At 69.4% G+C, this 26,071-nt stretch carries 19 protein-coding genes; 13 read left to right on the forward strand and 6 right to left on the reverse strand.

Annotated elements, in window-relative coordinates; genetic code table 11:
* The first annotated feature begins 72 nt into the window (after positions 1 to 72).
* Positions 73 to 3,981 carry a serine/threonine-protein kinase gene (locus tag KEG38_RS31530; RefSeq protein ID WP_272423641.1) on the forward strand — a complete coding sequence of 1,303 codons (3,909 nt, stop codon included), beginning with the start codon at positions 73 to 75 and terminating at the stop codon, positions 3,979 to 3,981.
* Positions 3,982 to 4,107: 126 nt separating this feature from the next.
* A complete protein-coding gene (locus KEG38_RS31535; protein WP_272423642.1) occupies positions 4,108 to 4,773 on the forward strand; it encodes an OmpH/Skp family outer membrane protein in 666 nt (221 codons plus the stop codon).
* A gap of 91 nt (positions 4,774 to 4,864) precedes the next feature.
* Here KEG38_RS31535 and KEG38_RS31540 read toward each other — a convergent pair whose 3' ends face one another.
* The 3 genes from KEG38_RS31540 to KEG38_RS31550 form a co-directional block, all read right to left on the reverse strand.
* Positions 4,865 to 6,073, reverse strand: coding sequence for a hypothetical protein (locus KEG38_RS31540; RefSeq protein WP_272423643.1), 1,209 nt, complete (start codon positions 6,071 to 6,073; stop codon positions 4,865 to 4,867).
* Positions 6,073 to 7,125, reverse strand: a complete 1,053-nt coding sequence (locus tag KEG38_RS31545) for a hypothetical protein (RefSeq protein ID WP_272423644.1) — start codon at positions 7,123 to 7,125, stop codon at positions 6,073 to 6,075. Before KEG38_RS31545 ends, KEG38_RS31540 begins: the two co-directional genes overlap by 1 nt.
* A gap of 121 nt (positions 7,126 to 7,246) precedes the next feature.
* Complete coding sequence (locus tag KEG38_RS31550; RefSeq protein WP_272423645.1) at positions 7,247 to 7,969, reverse strand: hypothetical protein; 723 nt, start codon at positions 7,967 to 7,969, stop codon at positions 7,247 to 7,249.
* A 115-nt stretch (positions 7,970 to 8,084) separates the two neighbouring features.
* Between KEG38_RS31550 and KEG38_RS31555 the strand changes: the two genes are divergently transcribed.
* From KEG38_RS31555 to clpA, 3 genes are all read left to right on the forward strand, one after another.
* Positions 8,085 to 10,640, forward strand: coding sequence for a glycogen/starch/alpha-glucan phosphorylase (locus KEG38_RS31555; protein ID WP_272423646.1), 2,556 nt, complete (start codon positions 8,085 to 8,087; stop codon positions 10,638 to 10,640).
* A gap of 102 nt (positions 10,641 to 10,742) precedes the next feature.
* On the forward strand, positions 10,743 to 11,066 hold the full coding sequence (gene clpS, locus KEG38_RS31560) for an ATP-dependent Clp protease adapter ClpS (RefSeq protein ID WP_272423647.1): 324 nt from the start codon (positions 10,743 to 10,745) through the stop codon (positions 11,064 to 11,066).
* A gap of 5 nt (positions 11,067 to 11,071) precedes the next feature.
* Positions 11,072 to 13,396, forward strand: coding sequence for an ATP-dependent Clp protease ATP-binding subunit ClpA (clpA, locus tag KEG38_RS31565; RefSeq protein WP_272423648.1), 2,325 nt, complete (start codon positions 11,072 to 11,074; stop codon positions 13,394 to 13,396).
* Positions 13,397 to 13,461: 65 nt separating this feature from the next.
* Here the strand turns inward: clpA and apaG are convergent, their stop codons facing one another.
* On the reverse strand, positions 13,462 to 13,848 hold the full coding sequence (gene apaG / locus KEG38_RS31570) for a Co2+/Mg2+ efflux facilitator ApaG/CorD (RefSeq protein ID WP_272423649.1): 387 nt from the start codon (positions 13,846 to 13,848) through the stop codon (positions 13,462 to 13,464).
* Between the two features lie 108 nt (positions 13,849 to 13,956).
* On the opposite strand from apaG, the gene KEG38_RS31575 reads away from it, so the two are divergent.
* On the forward strand, positions 13,957 to 15,018 hold the full coding sequence (locus KEG38_RS31575; RefSeq protein WP_272423650.1) for a rhomboid family intramembrane serine protease: 1,062 nt from the start codon (positions 13,957 to 13,959) through the stop codon (positions 15,016 to 15,018).
* A gap of 6 nt (positions 15,019 to 15,024) precedes the next feature.
* Here the strand turns inward: KEG38_RS31575 and KEG38_RS31580 are convergent, their stop codons facing one another.
* Complete coding sequence (locus KEG38_RS31580) at positions 15,025 to 16,236, reverse strand: hypothetical protein (RefSeq protein ID WP_272423651.1); 1,212 nt, start codon at positions 16,234 to 16,236, stop codon at positions 15,025 to 15,027.
* Between the two features lie 91 nt (positions 16,237 to 16,327).
* Here KEG38_RS31580 and KEG38_RS31585 point away from each other — a divergent pair, with 91 nt between their 5' ends.
* From KEG38_RS31585 to KEG38_RS31600, 4 genes are all read left to right on the forward strand, one after another.
* On the forward strand, positions 16,328 to 16,528 hold the full coding sequence (locus tag KEG38_RS31585; protein WP_272423652.1) for a hypothetical protein: 201 nt from the start codon (positions 16,328 to 16,330) through the stop codon (positions 16,526 to 16,528).
* Positions 16,529 to 16,662: 134 nt separating this feature from the next.
* Positions 16,663 to 17,814, forward strand: coding sequence for an acyl-CoA dehydrogenase family protein (locus KEG38_RS31590; RefSeq protein WP_272423653.1), 1,152 nt, complete (start codon positions 16,663 to 16,665; stop codon positions 17,812 to 17,814).
* Positions 17,815 to 17,819: 5 nt separating this feature from the next.
* Positions 17,820 to 18,449: a hypothetical protein gene (locus KEG38_RS31595; RefSeq protein ID WP_272423654.1), complete on the forward strand. Its 630-nt coding sequence runs from the start codon at positions 17,820 to 17,822 to the stop codon at positions 18,447 to 18,449.
* Positions 18,450 to 18,575: 126 nt separating this feature from the next.
* A complete protein-coding gene (locus KEG38_RS31600; RefSeq protein ID WP_272423655.1) occupies positions 18,576 to 20,144 on the forward strand; it encodes a hypothetical protein in 1,569 nt (522 codons plus the stop codon).
* A gap of 22 nt (positions 20,145 to 20,166) precedes the next feature.
* Here KEG38_RS31600 and KEG38_RS31605 read toward each other — a convergent pair whose 3' ends face one another.
* On the reverse strand, positions 20,167 to 21,282 hold the full coding sequence (locus KEG38_RS31605) for a 1-aminocyclopropane-1-carboxylate deaminase/D-cysteine desulfhydrase (RefSeq protein WP_272423656.1): 1,116 nt from the start codon (positions 21,280 to 21,282) through the stop codon (positions 20,167 to 20,169).
* 117 nt (positions 21,283 to 21,399) lie between these two features.
* Here KEG38_RS31605 and serC point away from each other — a divergent pair, with 117 nt between their 5' ends.
* The 3 genes from serC (at position 21,400) to KEG38_RS31620 (ending at position 25,202) form a co-directional block, all read left to right on the forward strand.
* Positions 21,400 to 22,488, forward strand: coding sequence for a 3-phosphoserine/phosphohydroxythreonine transaminase (gene serC / locus KEG38_RS31610; protein ID WP_272423657.1), 1,089 nt, complete (start codon positions 21,400 to 21,402; stop codon positions 22,486 to 22,488).
* Positions 22,489 to 22,660: 172 nt separating this feature from the next.
* Complete coding sequence (locus KEG38_RS31615; RefSeq protein WP_272423658.1) at positions 22,661 to 24,097, forward strand: serine/threonine-protein kinase; 1,437 nt, start codon at positions 22,661 to 22,663, stop codon at positions 24,095 to 24,097.
* 52 nt (positions 24,098 to 24,149) lie between these two features.
* Complete coding sequence (locus KEG38_RS31620; RefSeq protein ID WP_272423659.1) at positions 24,150 to 25,202, forward strand: tetratricopeptide repeat protein; 1,053 nt, start codon at positions 24,150 to 24,152, stop codon at positions 25,200 to 25,202.
* The last annotated feature ends 869 nt before the right edge of the window (positions 25,203 to 26,071 follow it).

Here is a 26,071-nt window from a genome sequence, read left to right on the forward strand (position 1 = left end):
AGGCGCCGCACACCCCTTTTGGGTGCGGAAATCTACCCAGGCGGACTGGACCTCGCGTAGCCTGTACGCCCAGTGGTCCCGGAGTTCAGTCAGGCGTCGGACCGGTTCCTCATCGAAGGTCGCGCGGGCAGCGGCGGCATGGGGGACATTTACAAGGCGACCGACCAGCTCACGGGACAAGAGGTCGCGCTGAAGATCCTGCGCGACAGCGCGACGCCGCAGGAGCGCGTGCGGTTCATGCGCGAGATCGCGATTCTCGCGGACCTGCGTCACCCGAACATCGTCCAGTACGTCACGCACGGGACCTGGAACGACGGGCGGCTGTTCTTCGCGATGGAATGGCTCGACGGCGAGGACCTCGGCCAGCGGCAGCGCCGCGCCCCGCTCGGCATGCGCGACGCGGTGGAGGTCGTGAGGCGATCGGCGGCCGCGATGGCCGCGATCCACGCGCGAAACGTGGTTCATCGCGATCTGAAGCTCTCGAACATCTTCCTCGTCCGCGGCAAGGGCACGGCGATCAAGCTGATCGATTTCGGCGTGGTGAAACCGCCCGTGCCGGACGAGTACCAGACCGAGCGCGGGACGATCATCGGCACGCCGCATTTCATGGCCCCCGAGCAAGCCCGCGGCGAGCCGATCGACGAGCGCGCCGACGTGTACTCGCTCGGCGCGGTGCTGTTCCGCCTCGTGACGGGACGTAACGTTTTCGAGACGGAGCACGTGATCGCGCTGCTCGGACGGCTCGTGCTGGAAGATCCGCCGAACCCGCAGAGCATCCGCTTCGACATCCCCGAGGCGCTCGCCGAGGTGATCCTGCGCTCGGTCGCGCGAAATCGCGAGGATCGCTTCGAGAACAGCGGCGAGCTCGCCCGCGCCCTCGCCCGCGTGGGCCAGCTGAACAACGATCCGCCCGCGGCCGATCGCAGCAGCGCCTCGGCGGTCCGCGCGGTCCCCGGCCAGAAGCCGATCACCATCACCGACGCCAGCGCGCCGCCCGTGCCCGCCTCGCGCCCGGGATCGGCCGAGCGCCGCGTGGTCGCCTCCGTACTCTTCGAGCTCGCGGGCGGGCGCCTCGGTGCCGACGTGCATCAAAAGCTGCGCGACGTGCTCGGGGACGACACGCGGCTCGAACCGCTGCTCGATCAGCAGATGGTGGCCGTGCTCGGCGTGGAGCACTCGCGCGGGGACGAGGTGATGCGTGCCGCGCGCGCCGCGCTCGTGGTGACGCAGGCGCTGCCGACGGCGCGCGCCGCCGTGGCGATTGGCCTGGCGATCCGCGGCCGCGCGAACCTCGCCGGCCAGGCACTCGAGCGCGCCGTGGGGCAGATCGAGCTCGCGAGCCCCGGCACGGTCCGCGTCGATTCGCACGCCGCGAGCGGGCTCGAAGGTCGGTTCATCCTGCAGCCCGACGCGCGCGGGGGCGTACTTCTGCGCGAGGACACGAGCGGGTTCGTCGCGCGCCAGCTCCTCGGCCGTCCCACGCCGACCGTGGGCCGCGAGAAGGAGATCGCGCTCCTGCAGGGCATTTACGGCGAGCTTCTGGAGGACGCGACGCCGCGTGGCGCGCTCGTCCTCGGCGCCGTGGGCATCGGCAAGAGCCGCGTGCGGAGCGAGCTCGTGCAGCGGCTCGCAGTGGCGCCGGTGCGCCCCGAGCTCTTGATCTGCCGCGGCGACTCGCTCAGCCAGACGTCGAGCCTGTCCGCGCTCGGCCGCGCGCTCCGCGCCGTGATGGGCCTGCAGGACGGCGAGGCGCCGGCCGAGCAGGTGCTGAAGGTGCGCAGGCACGTGGCCACGCGCCTGCCGCCGGGACAACGCTTCGTCGCGGGCTTTCTGGGTGAGCTCGTCGGCGTGACGTTCCCGGATCAGGACGACGAGCCGCTCCGGGCCGCACGCGCGAGCGCCGAGCTCATGCAGGCGCGCCTGCGCATGGCGCTCGAAGCGTACTTCCGCGCCGAAGCGGATCGCGCGCCGCAGGTACTCGTGCTCGAAGACGTGCACTGGGCCGACGACACGACGCTCGAAATGGTCGACTGGCTGCTCGGCTGCGCGGACATCCGTTTCGCGGTCTTCGCGTTCGGCCGCACGGAGCTCGCCACGCGGCTCCGCACGCTCTGGGAGCGCCGCAACATCACGCGCGTCTGGCTCGCGCCGCTTTCGCCGCTCGCCGCCGATCGCCTGGTCTCCGCGGCGCTGCCGGGCATGGACGCGGCCACGCGGGCGAACCTCGTCAAACGCGCCGACGGAAACGCGCTGTTCCTGGAGGAGCTCGTCCGCTGTGCCGCCGAGGGCCGCAACGAGCTGCCGCTCACGGTGCAGGCCGTGGTGCAGCTCCGGCTCGATCGTATGTCCTCCAAGGTTCGCGAGGTGCTGCGCGCGGCCTCGGTGTTCGGCCAGTCGTTCTGGACCGGCGGCGTGACCGCGCTCGTCGGCAGGAGCGTGGGCCTCGAGCTGTCCGAGCTCTACGCGGCGGAGATCGTGGCCCGCCAGCCGGAGTCGCGTATCGCCGGCGAGGACGAGTGGATCTTCCGTCAGGCGCTCGTGCGGGACGCGGCCTACGAGGCCATCCTCGACGAGGACCGCGCGGCGCTGCACCTCGCCGCGGGCAACTGGCTCGAATCCGTGGGCGACGTGGACGCGGGTCTCATCGCCCGGCACGCCGACGCGGGCGGCGCGCACGATCGCGCGGCGAGGCTCTACGCGCGGGCCACGAAGCAGGCCTACACGAACGGCGCGCAGCTCGAAACGGCGCTCGATCTCGCGAACCGCGGCCTTGCCTGCGGCGCGGCCGGCGACGTGCGCGTCCAGCTCCTCGTGGCGCGGGCGCAGTTCTCGATCTTCATGGGCCGGCTGCTCGACGGCATCGCCGCAGCAGAAGAAGCAGCGCAGCTCGCCCGCGCTGGCTCGGACATGTGGGGCGAGGCGCAACGACTCGCCGCGGCCGCGCTCATCGAGTCGGGCCGCGCCGCCGAGGGCGACGATCGCGCCGCCAAGGCCCTCACGCCGCCCTACGCGAACACGCTCTCGCCGCCGATCCGCGCGAGCCTGCTCGCGGTCCGCGTCCGCGGCCTCGTCGATCGCCTGCAGCCCGGCGAGGCGATGCGCGTGGCGAACGACGCGGTCGAGGCGGCCCGTGCGTCCGGAGCGAGCGACGCGCTCGTGCGTGCCCTCGACGCCCGGCTCTTCGCGATCGCGCACATGAACGCCCCCTCCGAGGTCGTCACCACGGGCGCGTCGCTGATCGAGGTCGCCGAGAGCATCAGCGACATCGCCTTCGCCACGCGCGGCCGCCTGAACGTCGGCTCTGCGCTGAACCACCTCGGCATGTTCGAGGAGGCGCAGTCGATGCTGGAGCGCGCCCTCTTCGACGCCCGCGCCCGCCGCATGCGGATCCTCGAGGCCTTCGCGCTGCACAACCTCGGCATGAGCTACGCGCGCCTCGGAAACCTCGATCTCGGCATCGACCACCAGCGCCAGGCCGCGCGCATCGCCGACGAGACGAACGCCGCGCGCCTGCGGGTGAACACGCGCATCTACGAGACGATCTTCCTCGTCTGGCGCGGCGCTCCGGGCGATCTCGCGACCGCGCTGAGCCTGGCCCGCTGGGCGATCGAGGAGACGCGCGCGCAGCCGGCGCTCCAGGTTCTCGCGCTCTTCGCGCTCTCCCGCGTCCAGCTCGCCCGGCGCGCCGTCGACGCCGCGGTCGAGACCGCTCGCGACGCGAACGCGCGCCTCGCCTCGGCGCCCGTCGAGGAGTGGGAAGAGGGCATCCGCGTGACGCTCATCGAAGCCCTGCTCTCGGTCGGCGAAGACGACGAGGCGAACGCCGTCCTCGACGCTGCGTTCACCGCGCTCGAGGAGCGCGTCCGCACGATCCACATGCCTCATCATCGCGAGGCGTTCGTGCGCCGCAACGAAGAGGTCTATCGAATCGTCCAGTATGCCTACCACCGCCTGGGCCGGTATTTTCAGGCAGGCACCTGATCCGGACGCGACACGCTTCTCCGCTCGAACGCGGAAGGTTCGTTCGGTAGCACGCAAGAAAACGTTGCATCGACCCGGCTTCGGGATTAGTCCCCCGGGGTGATGCGTGCAGATCGTACTGGTTTCGTGAGTCCTCGGCGTTCGTCTTGGCTCTCGGGGTTGCGGGCCCCCGTACTCGCGGCCGCCCTCGTCGCGGGCGTGGGCGGGTTCTTCGCGGCGGAGGAAACGGCCGCGGCGCAATCGAAGATCGCCGTGATCGACGTGCGTCGAGCGATGCTCGAGACCGAGGAGGGCTTGCGTGTCCAGGCGACGCTGAAGAAGCTCTTCGACAGCCGGCAGGTCGAGCTCGACGCCAAGCAGCAGAAGCTCCAGGCCGAGAAGGAATCGCTGGAGAAGGACGCGCAGAACAAGAAGGTGCCGCAGGAGCAGCTCCAGCGGCGCTTCGAGGCGCTGCAGAAGCAGGCGGCCGAGCTCCAATCGATCGCGATGGAGTATCAGCGCGAGATGCAGCGCAAAGAGACGGAGATGACGACGCCGATCTACCAGCGCATCATCGGCATCGTGCGCCGGATCGCGGCCCAGGACGGCTACGAGATCATCCTGGAGAAGGCCAGCGTCCCCTACATGCGCGCCGACCTCGAGATCACGGATCGCGCGATCCAGATGTACAACAGCGGCCAGGGCGGCGACGCGGCCCCGGCCAAACCGGGCGCCACGACGCAGCCGGGCAAGCCCGCGGCCCCCGCGGCGCCTCCGCCGGCGGCCCCCGCGCCCGCGCCGAAAAAGAAGTAAGCGGCTCGCCGAAAGGCGACCCCTCCAGACACGAAAGCCGGATCCGAGCGCGAGGAGCGCGGGATCCGGCTTCGTTCGTTCGAGCCGACGATCAGGGGGGGATGCAGCAAAACGTGGTGGCGTTCGAGGGCGTGAGCGCGCCCGTCGGCTGGCCACCACCCGAGATGGCACAGGCGCCGCCGGTGGGCGGCATGGTCGTGGCCATGCGACCGAAGAGCGCAGGGTTGCCCACCACGTTGGCGCAACTCCCCGCGGAGAAGCTCGCGACCTGCGTGGTGCACGTGTTCACCAACTGTTCGCTGTAGAGCGTGATGGTCGCATCACACGAGGCGCCGCTCGGCGCGCCGCACGCGCACGGGCTGCATGCGCGCGAGTCCACCGCCTCCTCGAAGAAGAGGTGCTTCTCCGTGAACTCGCCGGCGGGGCACGTGTTGTCGCCGCCCTTGTAGACGCACAGGCCCGGCAGGAAGGGCGGCTGCGTCTTCGGCTGGCATACCATGCCCATGCCGCACCCACCGCCAGGAGGCGCGTCGCCGCAGGCCTTTCCGTGAATCGCCCACGCGATCGGCGTGAGCGCCGGCTCTCCGCCGCTCGGCATGCAGCTCCCCCCCGTCACCGTGGGCTTCGCGCTCGTGACGGAAACGTTGCACGGGCCATTGTCGCAGGTTTGTCCCCCCTGATACCCCTCGGGCCCATAACACGCGCCGTTCCAGGCAGCGGGGACCGTGAGCTTGCCCGTAGCCGTCGGCGTCGTGCCGCAAGCCTTGTTCTGGATGACGATCTCATCCGGCAAATCACACGCCTGGCCCGTCGGCGCGCCGCACGTGCACGCGGAACAGGTGTGGCTCGGCGTGGTGAGCGTGTTCTCGCCCTCGTAGGGCGTGACCGTGGGGAACGCGCCGGGACAATCAGGCGTCTGCGCGGGCAACCCCTCGAAAAGCGCGGCGAAGCCGCTCCAGCCGAAAGGCACGGACGGGACGCATACGTGCCCCTGCGTGCACTCGTCATCCGCACAATCGACGAGCGAATCGTCGTCGTCGTCCATGCCGTTGAGGCAATCCTCGGTGCCCGACGATCCTCCCTGCCCGCCTTGTGCTCCCCCGCCGCCCTGCCCGCCCATGCCGCTGCCGCCCTGCCCGCCTTGGCCGCCCTGCCCGCCCGCGCCGCCGCTGCCCGAAGGCTCGGGCTCGTCGAACGTGTACGCCGGATAAAGGCACGCGGCCGGCATCGTGACGACGCCGAGCCCCGCGACGACGAACCACGAGGCCAGCCGCACGGACGAACGTGTTCGATGCGCCATCAGAACCTCCCCACGAGGCTCACGCCGCCGAGGTTCGCGCCGGGCGCAGCGCCGATGAACCGCGCGCCACGTTCCGTCTCCGCCGAGGCCGATGGCGCTGTCGTGGAAGACTTTTTCGAACCACTCGTCGCGAGCAGAATGACGCCCGTGATCAAGCTCGCGGCGCCGACGCCCACGGCCGCCTCGGCGATCCCCGTGAACAGCCGCCCTCGATCCGCGGTCTCTTTCGCCGACGGCGGGCACGACGTGTCGCCGCCGCAGAGCTCCTCGAGGTCGTTGATCGTCGATTGCCGTGGTCCGAAGAAGAGCGCGACCCCGGCGCCGATCCCCGCGATGCCGACGCCCGTGAGCACGATCCCCGGGATGCTCGGCCCGCTCGGCGGAGGCGGCGGAGGCGGCGGCGGCGGAGGCGGCTGGTCATTGTCCTTCGGGCCATCCGACTTCGCTGGCTCGTCCTTGACCACGACCTCCACGGTCTTCTTGTCGCGCTCGGGGACGTTGATCGAGTCCTTCCAGATCTCGCGGTTGCCGAGCTTCGCCACGATGTAGTGCGGGCCGGGATCGACGGGCATCTCCGTGCCGACCTGCGTCGCGCCGAGCTCGGTGCCGTCGAGCTCGATGACGGCCGCCTCCGCGCCCTTGCCGCGCGCAATCGTGAGCTTCGGCAAGCGCTCCTCGATGGCCGTGATCCTCGGCGTAGCCGCCGCCGCGACGTCCGCGGCCTTCTTGTCGCCCGCGGCCGCGCTCGCCGCGAGCCTGTAATTGCCGAGCGCCGAGAGCAGCTTGCCGAGCTTCTCCTCGCACTCGGCGATGTTGAAGGCGACCTGCGGCGTCATCTTCACGGCGGCGACGGCCTTGAACTTGACGAGCGCGCCGGAGCAGTTGTTCGCGGCGCTGAGCGCGAGGCCCTCGCGGAACAGCGCGCGGGCCTTGTCGAGCTCCTCCTTCGTCTGCGCGGAGGCATCCCCCTGCGAGAAGAGCGCGATTGCCGCGGCACCGGCCATCATCGCCACACGCGCCGCGCGACGCGCCCTTCGCTGAGACATGTTCATCGAGCACTGCTCCCGACGCCCGCGATCCCTTCGAGGCTGCGAGCGCTCCCCATTCTACCCGACCCCCGCGCGCGCCGGAACTCCCGCGCTGCGAGGGCGCGTGGGATCCACCGGGCAAACGTCACTTCTTGGTCTTGCCGAGATCGAGCTTGATGCGCGGCCGCCCCGTGGACGCCGTCGCCGTCGGGGTCGCGCTCGCCGTCGACGTCGCCGTCGGGGTCGCGCTCGCCGTCGACGTCGCCGTGGGCGTCGCGCTCGCCGTCGACGTGGCGGTCGCCGTGGCCGTCGCCGTCGGCGTCGTCTTCACGGTCGTCGTCGTGGGCGCCGTGAACTTCGGCCGCTCGCCGATCGGGATCCGGTCGTCGCCGAGGATGCACATCTTCGTCGTGTCGCTGGCCGTGAGCGTGTCGCAGATCTTGTAGCCATCGGGGCACTCGGCGGGGCCCTGGCACGTGGCCGAGCAGAAGCCGGGCTCGTTCGGCGCGTCGGCCTTCTTCAGGCAGAAGCCGTGATCACACTCCCCCGCGGTCGCACAGCTCGCGCCGATTTTTGCGCCCACGGACTTGCTGCACTCCAACCCCGAGCCTGTGTCCTTCGCGCGGCAAACGAGCCCGTCGCCGCAGTCCCTGTCGTACGTGCAGCTCTTCGTGCAGATGCTCCCGGTGGCCGCGCACTGGAGCGACGCGCAGTCCGTGTCCTTCGTGCAGGCCACGCCGAACGCCTTCTTCTCGGGTTCTTCCTGCTTCAAGAGCCCGCAGCCAGCTGCCCCGAGACCGAGGAGCAACGCGATCATCGCCCCACCTCGCAGCGCCCCACCCACCTTCGCCCCACGGGTTTTGCTCATGGTTCCTCTCTCGCCGCGCGAGAGCGCGGGCCGTGGTCTCGTCTATCACAGCCCGGCCGCCAAGGGACAAGCTCCTGCGGCGCACCTTGGGAGGTTCGCTTATGATGCGCGGGCGATGACCTCCTTCTTCCAGGGCCCCCCCGCGCCGCCCGATGGCGCCACTCCCCCCTCGACCCGAGATCCCGTGCCCTCGCGCGTCCGCGTCGAGGACGACCGGACGGGCATGCACCCCGCCGCCCTCCGCCGCGCGTTCACCGATCACGTGCAGTTCTCGCGCGCCCGCGACTTCGAGACGGCGACGAGCTTCGACCGCTTCGTCGCGCTCTCGCTCGCCGTCCGCGACCGCCTCGTCGAGCGCTGGTCGCAGACGCAGCGCACCTACTACGAGAAGGACGTCAAGCGCGCCTACTACCTCTCCGCCGAGTTCCTCCTCGGCCGCGCGCTCCAGTCGAACCTGCAGGCCCTCGGCGTCGAGGACACCTACCGCGCGGTCCTGCGTGATCTCGGGATCGACCTCGACGAGATGATGGAGCTCGAGCACGACGCGGGCCTCGGCAACGGCGGCCTTGGACGCCTCGCCGCGTGCATCCTCGAGTCGATGGCCACGCTGGAGCTACCCGGCCAGGGCTACGGCATCCGGTACGAGTTCGGCATCTTCGAGCAGGTGATCCGCGACGGCGCCCAGGTCGAGCGCGCCGACGAGTGGCTGAAATTCGGCAATCCCTGGGAAATCGAGCGGCCCGAATACGCGGTCACCGTCGGGTTCGGCGGTCGCACCGAGATGGTGCAGGACGGCCGCGGCGGCTTCCGCGTCCTCTGGCACCCGGCCGATCACGTGCTCGGCGTCCCCTACGACACGCCCATCGCGGGCCACGGCTCGGGCACCGTGAACACGCTGCGCCTCTGGGCGGCCCGCGCGCACGAGGACTTCGATTTCGGCCTCTTCAACGAGGGCGACTACGTCAAGGCCGTGGAGCAGAAGAACGCCTCCGAGGTCATCTCCAAGGTCCTCTACCCGAACGACAACTTCGACAAGGGCAAGGAGCTCCGGCTCCGGCAGGAGTACTTCTTCGTCGCCTGCTCGATCCACGACATCGTCTGGCGGTACACGAAGACGCACGACGACTTCTCGAAGTTCGGCGACAAGGTCGCGATCCAGCTCAACGACACGCACCCGGCGATCGCCATCGCCGAGCTCATGCGCGTGCTCGTCGACGAGCACGCCCTCACCTGGGACGAGGCCTGGACGCTGACGGTGCGGGCCTTCGGCTACACGAACCACACGCTCCTGCCCGAGGCGCTCGAGCGCTGGCCCGTCGCGCTCTTCGAGCGCCTCTTGCCGCGGCACCTGGAGATCATCCAGGAGATCAACCGCCGCCTGCTCCGCGCTGTGACCGTCGCTTTCCCCTACGATCAAGGCCGCGCCCGGCGCATGAGCATCTTCGAGGAGGGCTCCGAACGCATGGTCCGCATGGCGCACCTCGCGGTCGTCGGCTCGCACTCGATCAACGGCGTGGCCAAGCTCCACAGCGAGCTCGTCCGCACCTCGCTCTTCCGCGACTTCCACGATCTCTGGCCCGATCGCTTCAGCAACAAGACGAACGGCGTCACGCCGCGCCGCTGGCTCTTCGCCTGCAACCCCAGGCTCTCCCGGCTCATCACCTCCCGCATCGGCCCGCGCTTCGTCACCGAGCTCGAGCGCCTCGCCGAGCTCGAACCGTGCGTCGCCGATCCGTCGTTCCTCGCCGAGCTCCGGTCGATCAAGCGCGCGAACAAGGAAGCGCTCGCCCGCATCGTCAAGCGCGAGCTCGGCTTCGAGGTCGACGTCCGCGCGATCTTCGACGTCCAGATCAAGCGCCTGCACGAGTACAAGCGCCAGCTCTTGAACGCCCTTCACATCGTCACGCTCTACCTGCGCGCCAAGCGCGGCGAGCGCGTGCACCCGCGGCTCTTCATCTTCGGCGCGAAGGCCGCGCCCGGCTATCGACAGGCCAAGCTCATCATCAAGCTCATCCACGCCATCGCCTCCGTCGTGAACGGCGACAGCCGCGTCCCCGAGCTCAAGGTCGCGTTCCTGCCGAACTACCGCGTCTCGCTCGCCGAGAAGATCATCCCTGCGGCCGACCTCTCCGAGCAGATCTCGACGGCCGGCATGGAGGCCTCGGGCACCGGCAACATGAAGCTCGCGATGAACGGCGCGCTCACGATTGGCACCTACGACGGCGCCAACATCGAGATCCGCGAGGCCGTCGGGGCCGAAAACTTCTTCCTCTTCGGCCTCACGGCCGAGGAGGTCGAGGCGCGCCTCGCGTCGGGCGTGCCTGGCCGCGCCGCGTACGAGGCCGATCCCGAGCTCCGCGAGGCGATCGACTTCATCCGCACCGGCTTCTTCTCGCCGGACGAGCCCGACGCCTTCCACCCGCTCGTCGACGAGCTGCTCGGCCGCGACCGTTACCTCGTGATGAGCGATTTCCGCGCGTATGCCGACGCCCAGAAGGACGTCGAGCGGGCGTTCCTCGACGAGGAGACCTGGTCGCGCAAAGCCGCCCTCAACATCGCGCGGGTCGGCGGCTTCTCGTCGGACCGCACGGTGCGCGAATACGCGAATGAAATCTGGGGGATCGAGCCCTGCCCCATCCGGCTCGTCCCCGATGAGCCCGCCGCCGAGTAGGGCTTCTCCGCCCGCTCCCCGCCCCGAGCATAACGATTCTCCGCGCGCGACCACCGGCGCGCCGGGCCCTGGCTTGCTATTCTGTTCGGCCCCCCCAGACGTATGGCGAACGATCCGCGTGAACGAGAGGACCACGAAGGCGATCTCGCGACCCAGAAGAAGCGCAAGGTCGAGAAGGTCCGCCGCTACAAGGTCGTCCTCCACAACGACAACTACACGACGATGGAATTCGTCGTTCTCGTGCTCGTGAAGTTCTTTCACAAGACCGACACGGAAGCGACGCACATCATGCTCAGCGTGCACCACAAGGGCTCAGGCGTCGCGGGCGTCTACACCAAGGACGTCGCCGAGACGAAGGTCACCCAGGTGCAGAGCTTCGCGAGGCAACACGGCATGCCCCTCCGGCTTTCGGCCGAACCCGAGTAGGAACCATGAAGATCAGCCCCGAGGTCGAGATCGCCTTCAAGCTGGCCACGCACGAGGCCATCCGCCGACGGCACGAGTACGTGACCGTCGAGCACCTTCTCTACGCGCTCACGTTCGATGAGGAGACGGCGAACGTGATCCGCAAGGCGGGCGGAGATCTACCGAAGCTGAAGAAGCGTTTGGAGCGCTTCCTCGAAGAAGAGATCGAGGCGCTGCCCGATCACGTCGACAACGAGCCCGTCGTCTCCATCGGCTTCCAGAACGTCGTGGGCCGCGCGGCCGTGCACGTCCAGAACACGAACCAGAAAGAGCTCAAGGGCGCGAACGTCCTCGTCGCGGTCTTCTCCGAGCGCGACTCGCCCGCCGTGCAGATGCTCCGCGAGGCCGACGTGCAGCGCCTCGACGTGGTGAACTTCCTGTCGCACGGCATCGCCAAGGACGGGCAGGACGACGAGGTCGGCCCGGAGGACGCGACCGAGGGCGCGGACGCCGCCGAGGCCGAGGGCGAAGGCCGCGAGAGCCGCCGCGATCCGCTCGCGTCGTTCACCGTGAACCTGAACAAGGAAGCGGAGAGCGGGCGCATCGATCCGCTGGTCGGCCGAACGATCGAGCTCGAGCGCACGATCCAGGTCCTCGCGCGCCGCCGCAAGAACAACCCCTTGCTCATCGGCGACGCCGGCGTCGGCAAGACCGCGATCGCCGAGGGCCTGGCCATGAAGATCGTCAAGGGCGACGTCCCGCACGCGATCAAGGGCGCGACGATCTACGCGCTCGACATGGGCGCGCTCATCGCCGGCACGCGCTACCGCGGCGACTTCGAGAACCGGCTGAAGGGCGTGCTCAAGGCCCTCGAAAAGCAGCCGGGCGCGATCCTCTTCATCGACGAGATCCACACGATCATCGGCGCCGGCGCCGCGAGCGGCGGCACGATGGACGCCTCGAACCTCTTGAAGCCCGCGCTCGCATCCGGCCGCCTGCGTTGCATCGGCGCGACGACCTTCCAGGAGTACCGCGGGCACCTCGAGCGCGACAGCGCCCTCGCCCGCCGCTTCCAGCGCATCGAGATCAACGAGCCCTCGGTCGACGAGACGCGCCAGATCCTCGAAGGCCTGCGCAAGCACTACGAGGAGTTCCACAAGGTCAAGTTCACGGACGCCGCGCTCGAGGCGGCCGCGAAGCTCAGCGACCGCTACCTCCGCGACCGGCGCCTGCCCGACAAGGCGATCGATCTGCTCGACGAGGCCGGCGCCGCCGCGCGCCTCGCCCACGGCGAGGACTACACGGTCGACGTGCCCGACATCGAGATCGTCGTCGCGAAGATGGCCCAGATCCCGCCGCGCCAGGTTTCGACCTCGGATCGCGCGCAGCTCAAGGATCTGCAGAAGGAGCTCGAGGGCGTGGTGTTCGGCCAGGCCGAGGCGGTCTCGCAGCTCGCGAGCGCCATCAAGCTCTCCCGCGCAGGCCTGCGCTCGCCGGAGAAGCCGATTGGCTCGTTCCTCTTCACGGGCCCGACGGGCGTCGGCAAGACCGAGCTCGCCAAGCAGCTCGCGAAGGTCATGGGGATCGAGTTCCTCCGCTTCGACATGAGCGAGTACCAGGAGCGGCACACGGTCTCGCGCCTCATCGGCGCGCCGCCCGGCTACGTCGGCTTCGATCGCGGCGGCCTGCTCACCGAGGCGATCGCGAAGACGCCGCACGCCGTGCTCCTGCTCGACGAGATCGAGAAGGCGCACCCGGACATCTTCCAGGTGCTCCTGCAGGTCATGGACCACGGCACGCTCACGGACAACAACGGCAAGAAGAGCTCCTTCCGGCACGTCGTGCTCATCATGACGAGCAACGTCGGCGCCCGGGAGCTCACGCAGACGCGCCTCGGCTTCGGCGAGCGCGGCAACGTGGGCGACGACGATCGCGCCTTCAAGAACGTGTTCAGCCCGGAGTTCCGGAACCGACTCGACGCGCGCATCATGTTCAAGCCGCTCGATCCGAGCGTCATGGGCAGCATCGTCGACAAGTTCATCCGCGAGATCGAGTCGCTCGTGGGCGACAAGGGCGTGAGCATCCAGGTCACCGACGCGGCGCGCGAGTACCTCGCGAAGAAGGGCTACGATCCGGCCTTCGGCGCGCGCCCGCTCGGACGCGTCATCGAGCGCGAGCTCAAGCCTCGCCTCGGCGACGAGATCCTCTTCGGCGAACTCGAGCACGGCGGCAAGACCGTGGTCGATCTGAAGGACGGCGCGCTCTCGTTCTCGTTCCTCCCGAACGAGCCGCCTGCTGAGGAGAAAAAGGCCGAAACGCCGAAGGAGACCGAGGCGCCGGCCCAGGCCTGACGCGTTTCTACGCGCAGGCTAAGGAAACGGGGGCTCTTCCCAAAGGAGGAGCCCCCGTTTTCATTTCAGTTGAGCGAATACGGCATCGCGAGCGTGAACGGCGCGATCTCGGCGTCGAACGCCGGCCCGCCGCTCGCGGGGTACATCTGGTAGGTGCCGTGCATCGTGCCGCGCGGTGTCTCCAGCACGCAGCCGCTCGTGTACTCGAAGTGCTCTCCGGGCCGGAGGGTCGGCTGCTTGCCGACAACGCCGGGGCCTCGCACCTCTTCGATCTTCCCGTTGCCGTCGGTGATGATCCAGTGCCGGGTGCGAAGCTGCGCGGGCTCGCTGCCCTCGTTCGAGATACGCACCGTGTAGGCGAACACGTAACGCCTCGCGCTCGGCATGGATTGCGACGGAACGTACTGGGTCGTGACGTTGACGCGGATTCCGTTCGTGATGGCGGTGGACACGCCCCTGCCGTGCCACGCACCCGAGCCGTCCACAAGGGGACTTTCGGAGGTCTCGGAAACCCAGGCCGTGTTGACAGCTCTCATGCTCGTCCGCACGTTCCCCGAACCGTGAACGACAACGACGACCATTCAGGCACGAGCGCCGCCCAGGCACCGTCCCTCCCCTCCCTCGCCTCGCCCGCGGCGTTCGCGGGGGTCACGGGGGCTGCGTCCCCGCCCACGCCGGGCGTGCTCGTACCGGTCGACCCCCTGCCGGGCCTCACGGCCATCGGCCCGGTGAACGAGCGCAAAGCGCGGGATTGGTCGCTCGTCCTGCAGTCGATGTCGGTCTGGCACATGATGCGCTGGACGTTCCGGGGCTGGGTCCTCGTCGTGAGGGACGAGGATTACGATCAGGCGTCGAGCTCGATCGATCGGTACGAGACCGAAAATCGGGACTGGCCGCCGCAGAAGGTCCGCGAGCGGCCGCGGCACGCGCCCTCGATCATCGCGCCGCTCCTCTTCGCTGCGCTCGCCCTGTTTTTCCTGGTCACGGGGCCCGTCGCGCACAACTCGTTCTGGTTCCAGCGCGGTCGCGCCGAGAGCGACCTCGTCCTCGGCGCCGAGCCCTGGCGCGCGCTGACGGCGCTCACGCTGCACGCGGACTCGTCGCACGTGATCGGCAACGTCATCTCGGGCGCGATCTTCGCGTCGGCGGTGCAACGCAGGCTCGGCCCGGGCGGCTCTGCGCTCGCGATCCTCACGGCGGGCACGCTCGGCAACGTCGCGAACGCCGTCGCGTACCACACGATGGGAAACGACGTGCATCGCTCGATCGGCGCGTCGACAGCGGTGTTCGGGGCGATCGGGATCCTCGCGGCCACGCAGCTCGCGCTCGATCGGGATCACGCGGCGGGGCGGAAGCGGACGATGCAGGAGATCGCGGCGCCGATCGTCGGCGGACTCGCGCTGCTCGGCGCGCTCGGCGCGAGCCCGCAATCCGATCTCGGCGCGCATTTCTTCGGGTTTGTCGGGGGCGTCGTGGTGGGCCTCGGCGCGGCGCTCGGCCTGCGCAAGACGCGGCCTTCGCCGCGGCCGTGGCTCCAGGTGGGGCTGCTCGGAGCCACGATCGCGATCCTTCTCGGCGCGTGGCGCCTGGCCTTGCCGTACCGACTCGTCTGGCCGTTCTGATCCGGCTCAGTCCACGGGCCAGAGCCCGACCGTGCCGCCGACCCAGGTGAGATCCTTGTTCTGATCGACGCCGAGCATCTTGCCGCGCGAGAGCCGCACGAGGTTCAGCACGAGCTCGGGCGCGGGCTCGTCGGGCGCGCGCAGGAACATCATCCGCACCTCGCCCTTCACGCCCGAGCCGTCGGGCATCGGCAGCGCGGGCTCGTAGGAGATCTTCTCCTGCAAAAGCCAGCCGTGCCGATCCGACGCGGGGATCGCCGCGATGTCTTCCTTCGTCGGATCCACCTTCACGCCCGAGCCCGCGAACGAGAAGAGGGGCTTCAGCACGTAGCGCTCGAGATCGTTCGGGATCTCCGAAAGCTCCGAGAGGTAGCGGGCGCGCGGCACGGCCGGGTGATCGATGTACGGCAGCGTGTACTTCGACCACGTCCAGTACCAGTTCGGATGCGAGCACCACGTGATGTCGAGGTCGTCCGTGTAGCGGAACGGGAGCTCGATCTTGCGCGCCTCGAGCTCGTCGAAGACCACGCGGTTGTAGATGCGGCGCACCTCGACGAGCTTGCCGGCCACCTTGCGGAAAAGCTTGCGCCCCTCGCGTACGAGCGTCGTCGGGCAGACCGCGTCGACGCCGATGAGCTCCTTCGTTGCGAGGAAGTCCGGGTACGTCTTCTGGTTCGGCGGATCGATGTCGAGCAGCACGACGTTCGCCGGATCTTCGTCCGCGAGCACGGCCTTGCGCAGGCGCGCGACGAACCCCTCGCGATCGAGGCCGCCGAAGAAGATCGACCACTTCCGATCGAGCCCCGGCATCGTGCGCATCATGTCGGCCATGACCTCGCTCTGCAGCACCATGAGCGCGTAGAGCGAGGGGAACGCTTGCAGCTCGACCACACGGCCTTCGAGCTCTCCGCTCGGCCCGCGCACGATCGCAAAGTCGACCTGCACGCAGTTCGGCAAGGGGTCCATTCCGGGCGCGTCGAGGTGCGCGGGGATCGCGCGCTTCATCGTCTCGATCACGTTCGGCCGCGAGATCTGCTGCACGATCTCCTTCGCGGACTTCGCGAGGTAGCTCCGCAGCCCCTCGGGCAGGAAGAGCGGCGTCTCAGCCACACGGAAGGGGATTTTCGAGCCCACCCGGCGCTCGAGGCGCTCGAGATAATCCGCATAGGTGTTGGGTCCGAAGGCGGCGTTGTAGGCGCGGCGAAAGACGGGATCCATGCGCTTTCCTTGGTAGCACGAGCGGGGTGCGTCGCGGCAGGGGACCGAAGGAGGATGGATCCGAAGGCCCGTCGGGTGGTAACGTCCCGTCGTGCTCTCCCGACGATCCATCACGCCCCTCGCGGTCGTGATCCTTTCGCTCTCGGCGACAGCCTGTTCGTCCCTGACGCGGCCCGACGAGATCACCATCAAGGCTGAACCCGCGGCGGCTCCTGCGCCCCCGCCTGCTCCGGCAGCTCCTGCCGGGCAGCCCGGCGCTGCTGCGGCCCCCGCACCCGGTGGAGGTGGTTGAGGCGGTTGACGAGGCTCCGGTCCGGAGCCTGAACATCCCCACCTCGAACCTCACCCTCCGCCCCTGCGGCATCCGCATGCGAAAGGCACGCGCTCGCTCGTCGTGAGCTCTTCGCCTGGAACGGACGGTATCCCGTGACATCCCTGCCCTCTCTGCACGAGACCCCCGAGCACGCCCGGCTGCGGGACGAGATCCGCCGCTTCGCGCGCCGCGAAATTGCGCCTTTCGCCCACGCCTGGGAGGAGGCGAACGAGTTCCCCCGCGAGCTCTACGAGAAGGCCGCTCGCGCCGGCATGCTCGGCGTCGGTTATCCCGAGACGTACGGCGGATCCGGCGGGGATCTCTCGCACATGATCGCCGCGACCGAGGAGATGATCGTCGGTGGAACGTCCGTGGGCACGGCCGTGGGCCTCGGCAGCCACGCGATTGCACTGCCGCCGATCCTGAACTTCGGCACCGAGGAGCAAAAGAAGCGGTTTCTCCCGCCCGTGCTCGCGGGTGAGAAGATCGCGGCGCTCGCGATCACCGAGCCGGGCGGCGGCAGCGACGTCGCCTCGCTCGCGACGCGCGCGGTCAAGGATGGCGACCACTACGTCGTCACGGGCGCGAAGACCTTCATCACTTCGGGATGCCGCGCCGACCTCGTGACCACCGCCGTGCGCACGGGCGGCGAAGGGCACGGCGGGATCTCGTTGCTCGTGATCGAGCGCGGGACGCGCGGTTTTTCCGTAGGCAAGAAACTCGCGAAAATGGGCTGGTGGGCCTCCGACACCGCCGAGCTCGTCTTCGACGGGTGTCGTGTTCCGCGGGAAAACCTCATCGGCGAAGAGAACGCCGGGTTCATCCCGATCATGACGAACTTCGCCGTCGAGCGACTGCTGCTCGCCGGCAACTGCGTGGCGATCGCCTCACTCGCGTACGACGAGGCCGTGCGTTACGCGCGCGAGCGACGCGCCTTCGGCAAGCCGATCATGGGCTTCCAGGTGCTGCGCCACAAGCTCGCGGACATGGCGACGCGCATCGCGGCGGCGCGCGCCCTCATGAACGACGTCATCGCGCGTTACCTGCGCGGCGACATGGTCACGGGCCTCGCCGCGATGGCGAAGAACACCGCGACGGACGCTTGTTCGTTCGTCTGCGACGAGGCCGTACAGATCTTCGGCGGACACGGCTACATGCGCGAGACGCTCGTCGAGCGACTCTACCGCGACGCGCGGCTCTACCCGATCGGCGGCGGGACGCGCGAGATCATGAACGAGATCATCTGCAAGACGGAGGGCTACTAGCCACCATGGGAACGCGAAATCGACGCTTCGCTGCACTGATCGCGCCCGTCGCGATCCTCGCCCTCGCAGCCTGCGAGAAGACGCCCGAGCCTCCCCCGAGCGGCGCGCCGGACAAGGCGCGTCCCGCCCCCGCGGCGCCCGCAGGCAGCACGAGCCCGGGCGCGGCCGCGCCGCAGCGGAAAGGCCCGACCGACGTCGCCTACGACGTCCCCGAGGGCTGGCAGAAGGCCGAGAACCCGAGCCCGATGCGCAAGGCGACCTTCAAGATCCCGCGCGCCGAGGGCGACGCCGAGGACGCCGAGATGAGCGTCTCGCAGGCCGGCGGCACGGTCGATCAGAACGTCCAGCGCTGGTCGGGCCAGTTCGAACGCGGAAAGGAGGACACGACGTCGCGGCAGGATCGCAAGATCGGCGAGCTCTCCGTGACCGTCGTCGAGATCCACGGCACGTTCTCGGGCGGCATGGGCATGCCGGGCGCTGCGCCGGCCGGGCCGAAGCCGAAATGGGCCCTGCTCGGCGCGATCGTGGAGACCGATGGCGCGTTGACCTTCTTCAAGCTCACGGGCCCCGAGAAGACCGTCACCGCCGCGAAGCCCGCGTTCGAGAAGTTCGTCGAAAGCCTGCGCGCCAAATAGCCCTCGACGTCGACGTCGGCGCGTTACACTACATTGCGCCGCGCACCGGATCCCGGCCGCGGCGCCCCTTCCCTCGCACGTTTCTTTGTTCAGCCATCGCGCCCCGGCCGGGGCGGGAGGAGTCTCATGCGTCGCCGTCGCCGCTCCTTGAAACCGCTTCTTTTTGTGCTTGCGGGCCTCGCCACCGGTGCAGCCATCGCCGCCGGCTGCTCGGCCACGTCCACCGGCAACAAGTTCGATCCCGGCGAAGGGGGCTCCGGCGGGGTTGGCGCGAGCGGCGGCGGGGGCGGCTCGCCCACGTCGAGCTCGAGCGGGATGGGCGGTGAAGGCGGGTTCATCTTCCCCACCGACGATGGCGGCACCGACGCGCCGAACGACGTCCCGGTAAACCCGTGCGGCACGAAATGCGGGCCCACGGAGCTCTGCGACCCCGATCACCTCGGCTCGGACGACGACTGCGACGGCGAGGCGGACGAGGACTGCCCCTGTTCCGCGGGCCAAGCGCATCCGTGCTTCAAGGGCGATCCGTCGTACCGCGGCACGCCGGGCTGCTTCGACGGCACCATGAAGTGCAGCGAGAACGGGTACTGGTCGTCGTGTATCGGTGGCGTCCACGCCACCGACCTGTGCTTCCTGAACGACACGAACGCCTGTCACGCGATGACGACGTCGCCGTTCGTCAACGTGAACCTCAAGGATGGCACGGGCAACTTCAGCGCCGACGCGGTGCCTGGCTCCGAGACGTGGGCCGTCGCCTGCCCCGACGGCGTGAGCCCCTGCCCTGGCGTGAGCGGCTCGAGCCCCGCGGACGACTTCAAGCCGCTCCAGTCGGGCGAGTACACCGTGACGTACACGAAGGGCCTCGCCGGCGGCGGGACCGCGACGTGCACGTATCCGCTCTTCGTCGGCGCGCCGGGCCTGCGCGTCGAGCTCGAGTGGGAGCACAACCTCGGCGGCGACGGCGTCGACCTCGATCTGCACCTGCACCAGCCGAACAACACGCTGCCCTGGGCCGTCTCGGGCTCGCCGCAAGACTGCGCCTGGTCGAACTGCGTCTTCAGCGACTTCACGCCGCCGCCCTCGATCGACGCGCCGTCGTGGTTCCCGGCGAACGTGCAGCCGCCGGAGCCCGTGTCCTGGTACCTCGACCCGACCTTCGAGAAGAACACCTGTTACTTCGCGCCGCGCGGCGTGGGCCAGGACTGGCAGATCCTCGGCCAGGGTTGTCACAACCCGCGCCTCGACCTCGACAACATCAGCTGCGATCCGACGGTCTCGAACCCGGACGACTCCGACTTCTGCGCGCCGGAGAACGTGAACGTCGACTTCCCGCCGAAGAACCAGTGGTTCCGTATCGGCGTCCACTACTTCAGCAACGACGACAAGACCTACGACGTCCACCCGACGATCAAGATCTTCTGCGACGGCGCGCTGAGCGCGGAGCTCGGGCCGAAGGGCTACTACGATCCCGAGACGCCCATCACGTTCACCCCGACCGATGGCGAGGGCCTCTCCGGCGGCAACCGCTTCTGGCTCGTCGCGGACGTGGCGTTCCGCGAATCGAACCAGTGCGGCGCGCGCGGCTGCGTGGTCAAACCGCTCTACTCGGACGAGGCCGCGAAGACGCCGCTCCTCACCTACGACGACATCGCCGAGCAGAACTTCGGCCCCGCCTACCCGCCCCCGCTCCAGTGACGGGCGAAAGACCGTTCGTCGCCTAGATCGGCACGTCCCCTTCGAAAAACCGATGAAAGGCCGGAGGCAACGCCTCCGGCCCGATCGAAGGCTCGGGCCACGTGGCCGAGAGCGTGTTCCACAGCAAAATCGTCTTGCCCGGATGGGCCACGCACGCGCGGCGCAGGCCCACGAGCGCCTTGCCGCTGTACGTGATCTCGCCCGGCACGCCGAGCAGGCGCGTCACCTCGGGCGCGGCCTCGAGCGCCTCGGGCGTCGGGTGCCCGTACCCGCGCCCCGCGACGCCGTGATCGACCTCGAAACGCGGCGCCGGCAGGTTCCGCCGGAGCACACGGGATCCCGCGTGACGCGCGAGCTTCTGCGCCGTGGCCTCGACGAGCAGCCGCAGCGTCACGCGGTTGCAAGCGAAGCGCTCGGTGATCCGCGCGGCGATCACTGTCGTCGACCACCCGAGCAGCATCATCCCCAGCGAGAGCGCGGCCACCGTGCCGCCGCTCCCCGCGGGCAGGACGATCAGATCCGGCCGCGGCATCTCGCCCCGCTCGACCTGATCGGCGAGCTCGAACGCGGCCCCGATGTAACCGAGGTTCGCCATCGGCCCCGACGCTCCCGGCGGCACGAAGTACGCCTTGCGCGCCCGCGCGAGCTCCTTCGCGGTGAGGATCGTCGTGCGGGCGTAGCCGCCGCCGTGGATCAAGCGCCCGCCGGCGGAAGCTTGGAGCAGCAACGATCGGCGCGCGAACGAGGTGATGGGCTGATCGAAGAGCACGCTCGTCACCTCGAAGCCGAGCGCGCGGCCGAACAGGATCGTCGCGGTCACCTGCGTCGAGGCGAGGCCGCCGACGGTGAGGATTTCACGCGCGCCGCGCGCCTTCGCGTCGGCCAGGATGTGCTCGAAGCGCCGGACCTTGTTGCCGCCGTAGAGCGGCGACGCGAGGTCGTCGCGCTTCATCCAGACGTCATCGCGCCCGAGGTAGCCGGCGATCGCCGTGCAGCGCTCGACCGGCGTGGGACCGGGCAGGAGCGGAAGCCACGGCACCTCGCGGGCGAGGACGGGGAACTCGGCGAAGAGGCGTGGCTCGCGCGGACCTTCCGTGCGCGCGCCCGGGGCCGTCCCGACTGCCGCATCGTCTTTCATCGCCGGCTCGAGTAGAGCACCACGCGCGCGGCTCCGCCAGGAGGCGCCCTCGTGCTATAGGGTCGCGCCACGAGACGCGCCGCCTTCCGCGCGGCTCGAGCAGAGGAGACCCGACCGATGGCTCGCGTGCACAACTTCAACGCCGGACCTGCCGCGCTCCCCCTCGCCGCGCTCGAGCGCGCCCAGCGCGAGCTTCTCGATTTCGAGGGCACGGGCATGTCGATCATCGAGCACAGCCACCGCGGCAAGGCGTTCGAGGGCGTGCACGACGAGGCCCTCTCGCTCTTCCGCGAGCTGCTCTCGATCCCCGACGACTACCACGTGCTCTTCCTCCAGGGCGGCGCGAGCCACCAGTTCGCCATGGTGCCGCTGAACCTCCTGCCCCCGGAAAAAAGCGCGGATTACGTCCTCACGGGCGGCTGGTCGGAGAAGGCGTACGAGGAGGCGGGGCGGATCGGCACGGTTCGCGTGGCCGCGACGACGGCCGAGGGCAAGCGGTTCGCCCGGATCCCGCGGCAGAGCGAGCTCTCGCTCGATCCGAACGCGGCGTACGTGCACATCACCACGAACAACACGCTCTTCGGCACGCAGTGGCACGACGTCCCGGACACCGGCGACGTCCCGCTCGTCGCGGACATGTCGAGCGATTTCCTTTGGCGTCCCATCGATGTCCGTCGGTACGCGCTCATTTACGCCGGCGCGCAGAAAAACATCGGGCCCTCGGGCGTCACGGTCGTCGTCGCACGCAAGGACCTCGTCGAGCGCAGCCGCAAGGACATCCCCAAGATCTTCCAGTACCGGACGCACGCCGAGAACAACTCGCTCTACAACACGCCGCCGACCTTCGCGATCTACCTCGTGCGCAACGTCCTCGCGATCGCCAAGGAGCAGGGCGGTTTGCCCGAGATCGAGCGGAAAAACCGGGCGAAGGCGGCCCTGCTCTACGGCACGCTCGACGAGCTCTCGGGGTTTTACAAGGCCCCGGTCGAGCGCGAGAGCCGCAGCGTGATGAACGTCGTCTTCCGGCTCCCCACCGAGGACCTCGAGAAGCGGTTCGTCGCCGAGGCGGCGAAACAAGGCATGGTGGGCCTCGCCGGCCATCGCGTCACCGGCGGCATCCGGGTCTCGCTCTACAACGCCGTAGAGCTCGCCTCCGTCGAAGTGCTCGTTCGCTTCATGAAGGACTTCGCGAAGCAATCGGGCTGACGGTGAAGTGGATTGCAGATGGCCCCGATTCCAAGATCAGCCCATCGAAACGCGCGTTTGGGCATGCGCGATCGTGACGGTCGCCTGACGGTCACATACGCGGGGTCATCGTACTTTTCCGCACGCACGATCCTTCCAAGCTCGGTGCGACTTGGAGTAAGCTGAGACGAGCATGAGTAGCTTGGGCCCCGGAACCGTGATTGCCGGGAAATATCGCCTGATCGATCTCCTCGGAAAAGGAGCGATGGGCGAAGTGTGGCGCGCGGAGCACGTGACGCTCGGCGCGCCCGTCGCCATCAAGCTCATCGACGTCGATCTCCTCGGATCGAGCGGCGCGAACGAGAACAGCGAGATCGTGCAGCGCTTCTTCCGCGAGGCGAAGGCCGCCGCGGCGCTGCGCACGCCGCACGTCGTGCAGATCCAGGACCACGGCTACGACGGGCCCCTGCCGTACATCGCGATGGAGATGCTCGAGGGCGAGACGCTCGAGCAGCGCATCGAGCGTCTGCGGGTGCTGCCGCCGCTGATGACCACCACGATCATCACGCACATCGGGCGCGCCGTGGGCAAGGCGCACGAGGCCGGCATCGTCCACCGCGATCTCAAGCCGAGCAACGTCTTCCTCGTGCGCAACGACGAGGACGAGATCGCGAAGGTCCTCGACTTCGGCATCGCCAAGGCCATCGGCGGCGGCGTGCTCGGCAGCCAGGGCGGCGTCGCCACACGCACCGGCTCGGTTGTTGGAACGCCCTGCTACATGAGCCCCGAACAGGCGCTCGGGAACAAGACGATCGATCAGCGCGCCGATCTCTGGGCGCTCGGCGTGATCGCCTACGAGTGCGTGACGGGCGTGCGTCCCTTCGACAGCGAGGCGCTCGGCGATCTCATCGTGCAGATCTGCGCGCGCCCCTTGCCCGTGCCCTCCGCGGTCGCGCCCGTCCCCGATGGCTTCGACGCGTGGTTCGCCAAGGCCTGCGCACGCGAGCCGAACGAGCGTTTCCAGACCGCGAAGGAGCTCGCCGAGTCGCTGCGCTGGATCCTCTGCCCGGACCAGTCGGGCATCTGGAAGCTCGGCCAGACGCACCCCTCGCTGCCGAACATCGTGATGCCGCAGCAAGCGCGCATCTCGAGCCCCGGCCCCGAGCCCTCGGCGTTCGCCAAGACGCGCGCGCCCGACCCGACGACGATGACCCATCGCGGCCTCGTCTCGGCCGTCGCAGAGGCGCAGCCCACGCAAAAGAAGATGCGCCCCGCCGTGATCGTGGCCGCGCTCGCGGCCATGGTGATCGGCGCCGCGACGGCGGTCGTGCTGCTCTCGACGAGCGGCCCGCGCGCGACGACGGAGGCGACGACCCCTTCGGCGTCGCCGCCCTCCGCGTCTCCTGCTGCCGAGCCGCCGAAGGAGACGGTCGCCGCGCCGACGACGGCTTCGGTCGCGCCCACGCCCGAGACGCCTCCCACGAGCGAGCCTGCCGCGGGGACCACGGACACCCCACCCACGGCGAGCGCTGCGCCGACGTCGACCACGCGCGTCCCGATCAACAAGGGCGGGACGACGACCAAGAAAACGGGTACGACGAACAAGAAGAAGCCCGACTGGGGGATCTGACGGACGCGGGCGCACCCGCTCGCGTACGGCTCCAAGGAGCGTGAGGAATACGATGCGGTTGTCGAAGGGGATCGGCCTGCTGCTCGTGAGCGCAGTTCTTTGCGCCTCGCCCGCGTGGGCGCAGCCGATCAACGATCAAGTGCGTATCGCCGCCCGCGCGCTCGCGGACGAGGGCTTCGCGCTTTACGATCAAGGCAAGTACGCCGACGCGCTCGACAAGTTCGAACGGGCCGATGCGCTCGTCAACGCGCCCACCGTAAAACTCCTCGCGGCGCGCACGCTGGAGAAGCTCGGGCGCCTCGTCGAGGCCGCGGAGAAATACCGCTCCATCACGATCCTGCAGCTCGACGACAAGGCCCCCGAAGCATTCCGCGACGCGCAGGAGACGGCCGCCAAGGAGCTCGCCGCGCTCACGCCGCGCATCCCCACGATCGAGCTCACCGTGCAAGGCGCCGGCGCGGAGCTCGCGACCGTCATGCTCGACGGCAAGGTTTTTCCGCGCGCGCTCATCGGCGTGAAGACGCCGCTGAACCCCGGCGTGCATCGCGTCGAGGCCGATACGCCGGCGTCCGCGGCCGTGCTCGACCTCAAGGTCGACGAGAAACAAGCCGCCCGCGCCGTGCTCGAGCTCAAGCCGAAGAGCGGCGCCGAGCCCAGCGGCGGCGACGTCGTCCCGCCCCCCGGCGGCGGCGAAGGCACGACCAAGAAGCCGCCCGGCGCCACGCAGCGGATCATCGGCTACGTCAGCCTCGGCGTCGGCGGCGCGGCCACGATCGCCGGCATCGGGGCCTTGATCAGCGCCTACTCCACGCGCAGCGACATGGAGGACTTCTGCGAGCGGCGGGTCAACGGCAGCGACCCCTGCACGAACAAGAGCGAGACGAACGACACCCCCGTCTCCCCTCGCTCCTACGTCAACTACCGCGACAGCATCGACACGAAGGCCACGCTCTCGACCGCCATGTTCGTCGTGGGCGGCGTCGGCCTCACGGCCGGGGTCGTCCTCCTCTTGACGGCCCCCAAGGCCAAGCCCGCTTCGCCCACCAAGGCGAGCGTCGAGCCCTGGGTCGGCATCGGCAGCGTCGGCCTGCGCGGCACCTTCTGACCTCGCCCGAAAGCTCGCGGTGAGGCCCGCTCGGCCGGCTGACGAAAACGTCAGAACGAGCGGGGGCTGGGCACATGTTCACCATCGATGGGACGAACGATCCCGCCGATGGAGATAAGCCCCGACGAACGCTTGATGCTCGAAGCGCTCGCCCGGGCCCCGACCGGGAAGGACACGCACGAACACAGGCGGGCGCCGCGTGCGAAGATCGTGCTCGCTTGCGCCGAGGGCCATGACGTCGCGTACGTCGCGACGCACGTCGGCGTCGGTCCCGACGCACCCTGGCCAGGGCCAGCGGGCTCAGCCGCTCCACCGTGGACCGCGTCCTCGGCCGCTTCTGCGTCGCCCTGGGCCCCGAGGCCTCCCACGGCCCACGCTGGCCGCCTGCGCGCTCTTCCGGCCCCGGGGGGCGCTGCGCGGCCGGCGCCTGCTCCCGGGACCGACATCGGCGCAGCGGGGTCCACATCGAACCACGGGCCGACGAGCAGGAAAGCGCCGTCCTGGGGGGCCTCTGCGCGCCGCCGACGGAGGGATCGCATCCGCGAGGAACAGCCCTCGACGTCCGGCGGTGCCCCGCGGATATCCACACCCTCGCTCTGGCCCACAGAGCTTCGTCGACACCCGCTCGGGTGGGTAAGGCCCTCGCCTTACTCCACATCGCCGAAAAACCCGGCACCCACGGCGCAATGCGGGGCGGGTTTGGCGTATCGGGCTTGATCTGCCGCGAAAAACCTCATGGCCGAGCGCGGCCGCTGAAGGCCTGCTTTCGCAAGCCGATGAGCGGGCTCGTGCATCGAAGATGGCCGTCGCGTTCGCTCGATTGAAGGAGCCGTCCATCGCGGCGAAGCCGCGTGGTCCCTTCTTTGATT

It is taken from the genome of Polyangium jinanense (assembly GCF_028435265.1).
Lineage (GTDB): Bacteria > Myxococcota_A > Polyangia > Polyangiales > Polyangiaceae > Polyangium > Polyangium jinanense.

What these genes read in the sequence shown, in the direction of transcription:
- KEG38_RS31600 (WP_272423655.1), top strand. Translation starts at nt 18,576, where the DNA reads ATGCGTCGCCGTCGCCGCTCCTTGAAACCGCTTCTTTTTGTGCTTGCG.
- KEG38_RS31605 (WP_272423656.1), bottom strand. Translation starts at nt 21,282, where the DNA reads ATGAAAGACGATGCGGCAGTCGGGACGGCCCCGGGCGCGCGCACGGAA.
- KEG38_RS31615 (WP_272423658.1), top strand. Translation starts at nt 22,661, where the DNA reads ATGAGTAGCTTGGGCCCCGGAACCGTGATTGCCGGGAAATATCGCCTG.
- KEG38_RS31580 (WP_272423651.1), bottom strand. Translation starts at nt 16,236, where the DNA reads ATGGATCCCGTCTTTCGCCGCGCCTACAACGCCGCCTTCGGACCCAAC.
- KEG38_RS31595 (WP_272423654.1), top strand. Translation starts at nt 17,820, where the DNA reads ATGGGAACGCGAAATCGACGCTTCGCTGCACTGATCGCGCCCGTCGCG.
- serC (WP_272423657.1), top strand. Translation starts at nt 21,400, where the DNA reads ATGGCTCGCGTGCACAACTTCAACGCCGGACCTGCCGCGCTCCCCCTC.
- KEG38_RS31550 (WP_272423645.1), bottom strand. Translation starts at nt 7,969, where the DNA reads ATGAGCAAAACCCGTGGGGCGAAGGTGGGTGGGGCGCTGCGAGGTGGG.
- clpA (WP_272423648.1), top strand. Translation starts at nt 11,072, where the DNA reads ATGAAGATCAGCCCCGAGGTCGAGATCGCCTTCAAGCTGGCCACGCAC.
- KEG38_RS31620 (WP_272423659.1), top strand. Translation starts at nt 24,150, where the DNA reads ATGCGGTTGTCGAAGGGGATCGGCCTGCTGCTCGTGAGCGCAGTTCTT.
- KEG38_RS31545 (WP_272423644.1), bottom strand. Translation starts at nt 7,125, where the DNA reads ATGAACATGTCTCAGCGAAGGGCGCGTCGCGCGGCGCGTGTGGCGATG.
- clpS (WP_272423647.1), top strand. Translation starts at nt 10,743, where the DNA reads ATGGCGAACGATCCGCGTGAACGAGAGGACCACGAAGGCGATCTCGCG.
- KEG38_RS31555 (WP_272423646.1), top strand. Translation starts at nt 8,085, where the DNA reads ATGACCTCCTTCTTCCAGGGCCCCCCCGCGCCGCCCGATGGCGCCACT.
- KEG38_RS31540 (WP_272423643.1), bottom strand. Translation starts at nt 6,073, where the DNA reads ATGGCGCATCGAACACGTTCGTCCGTGCGGCTGGCCTCGTGGTTCGTC.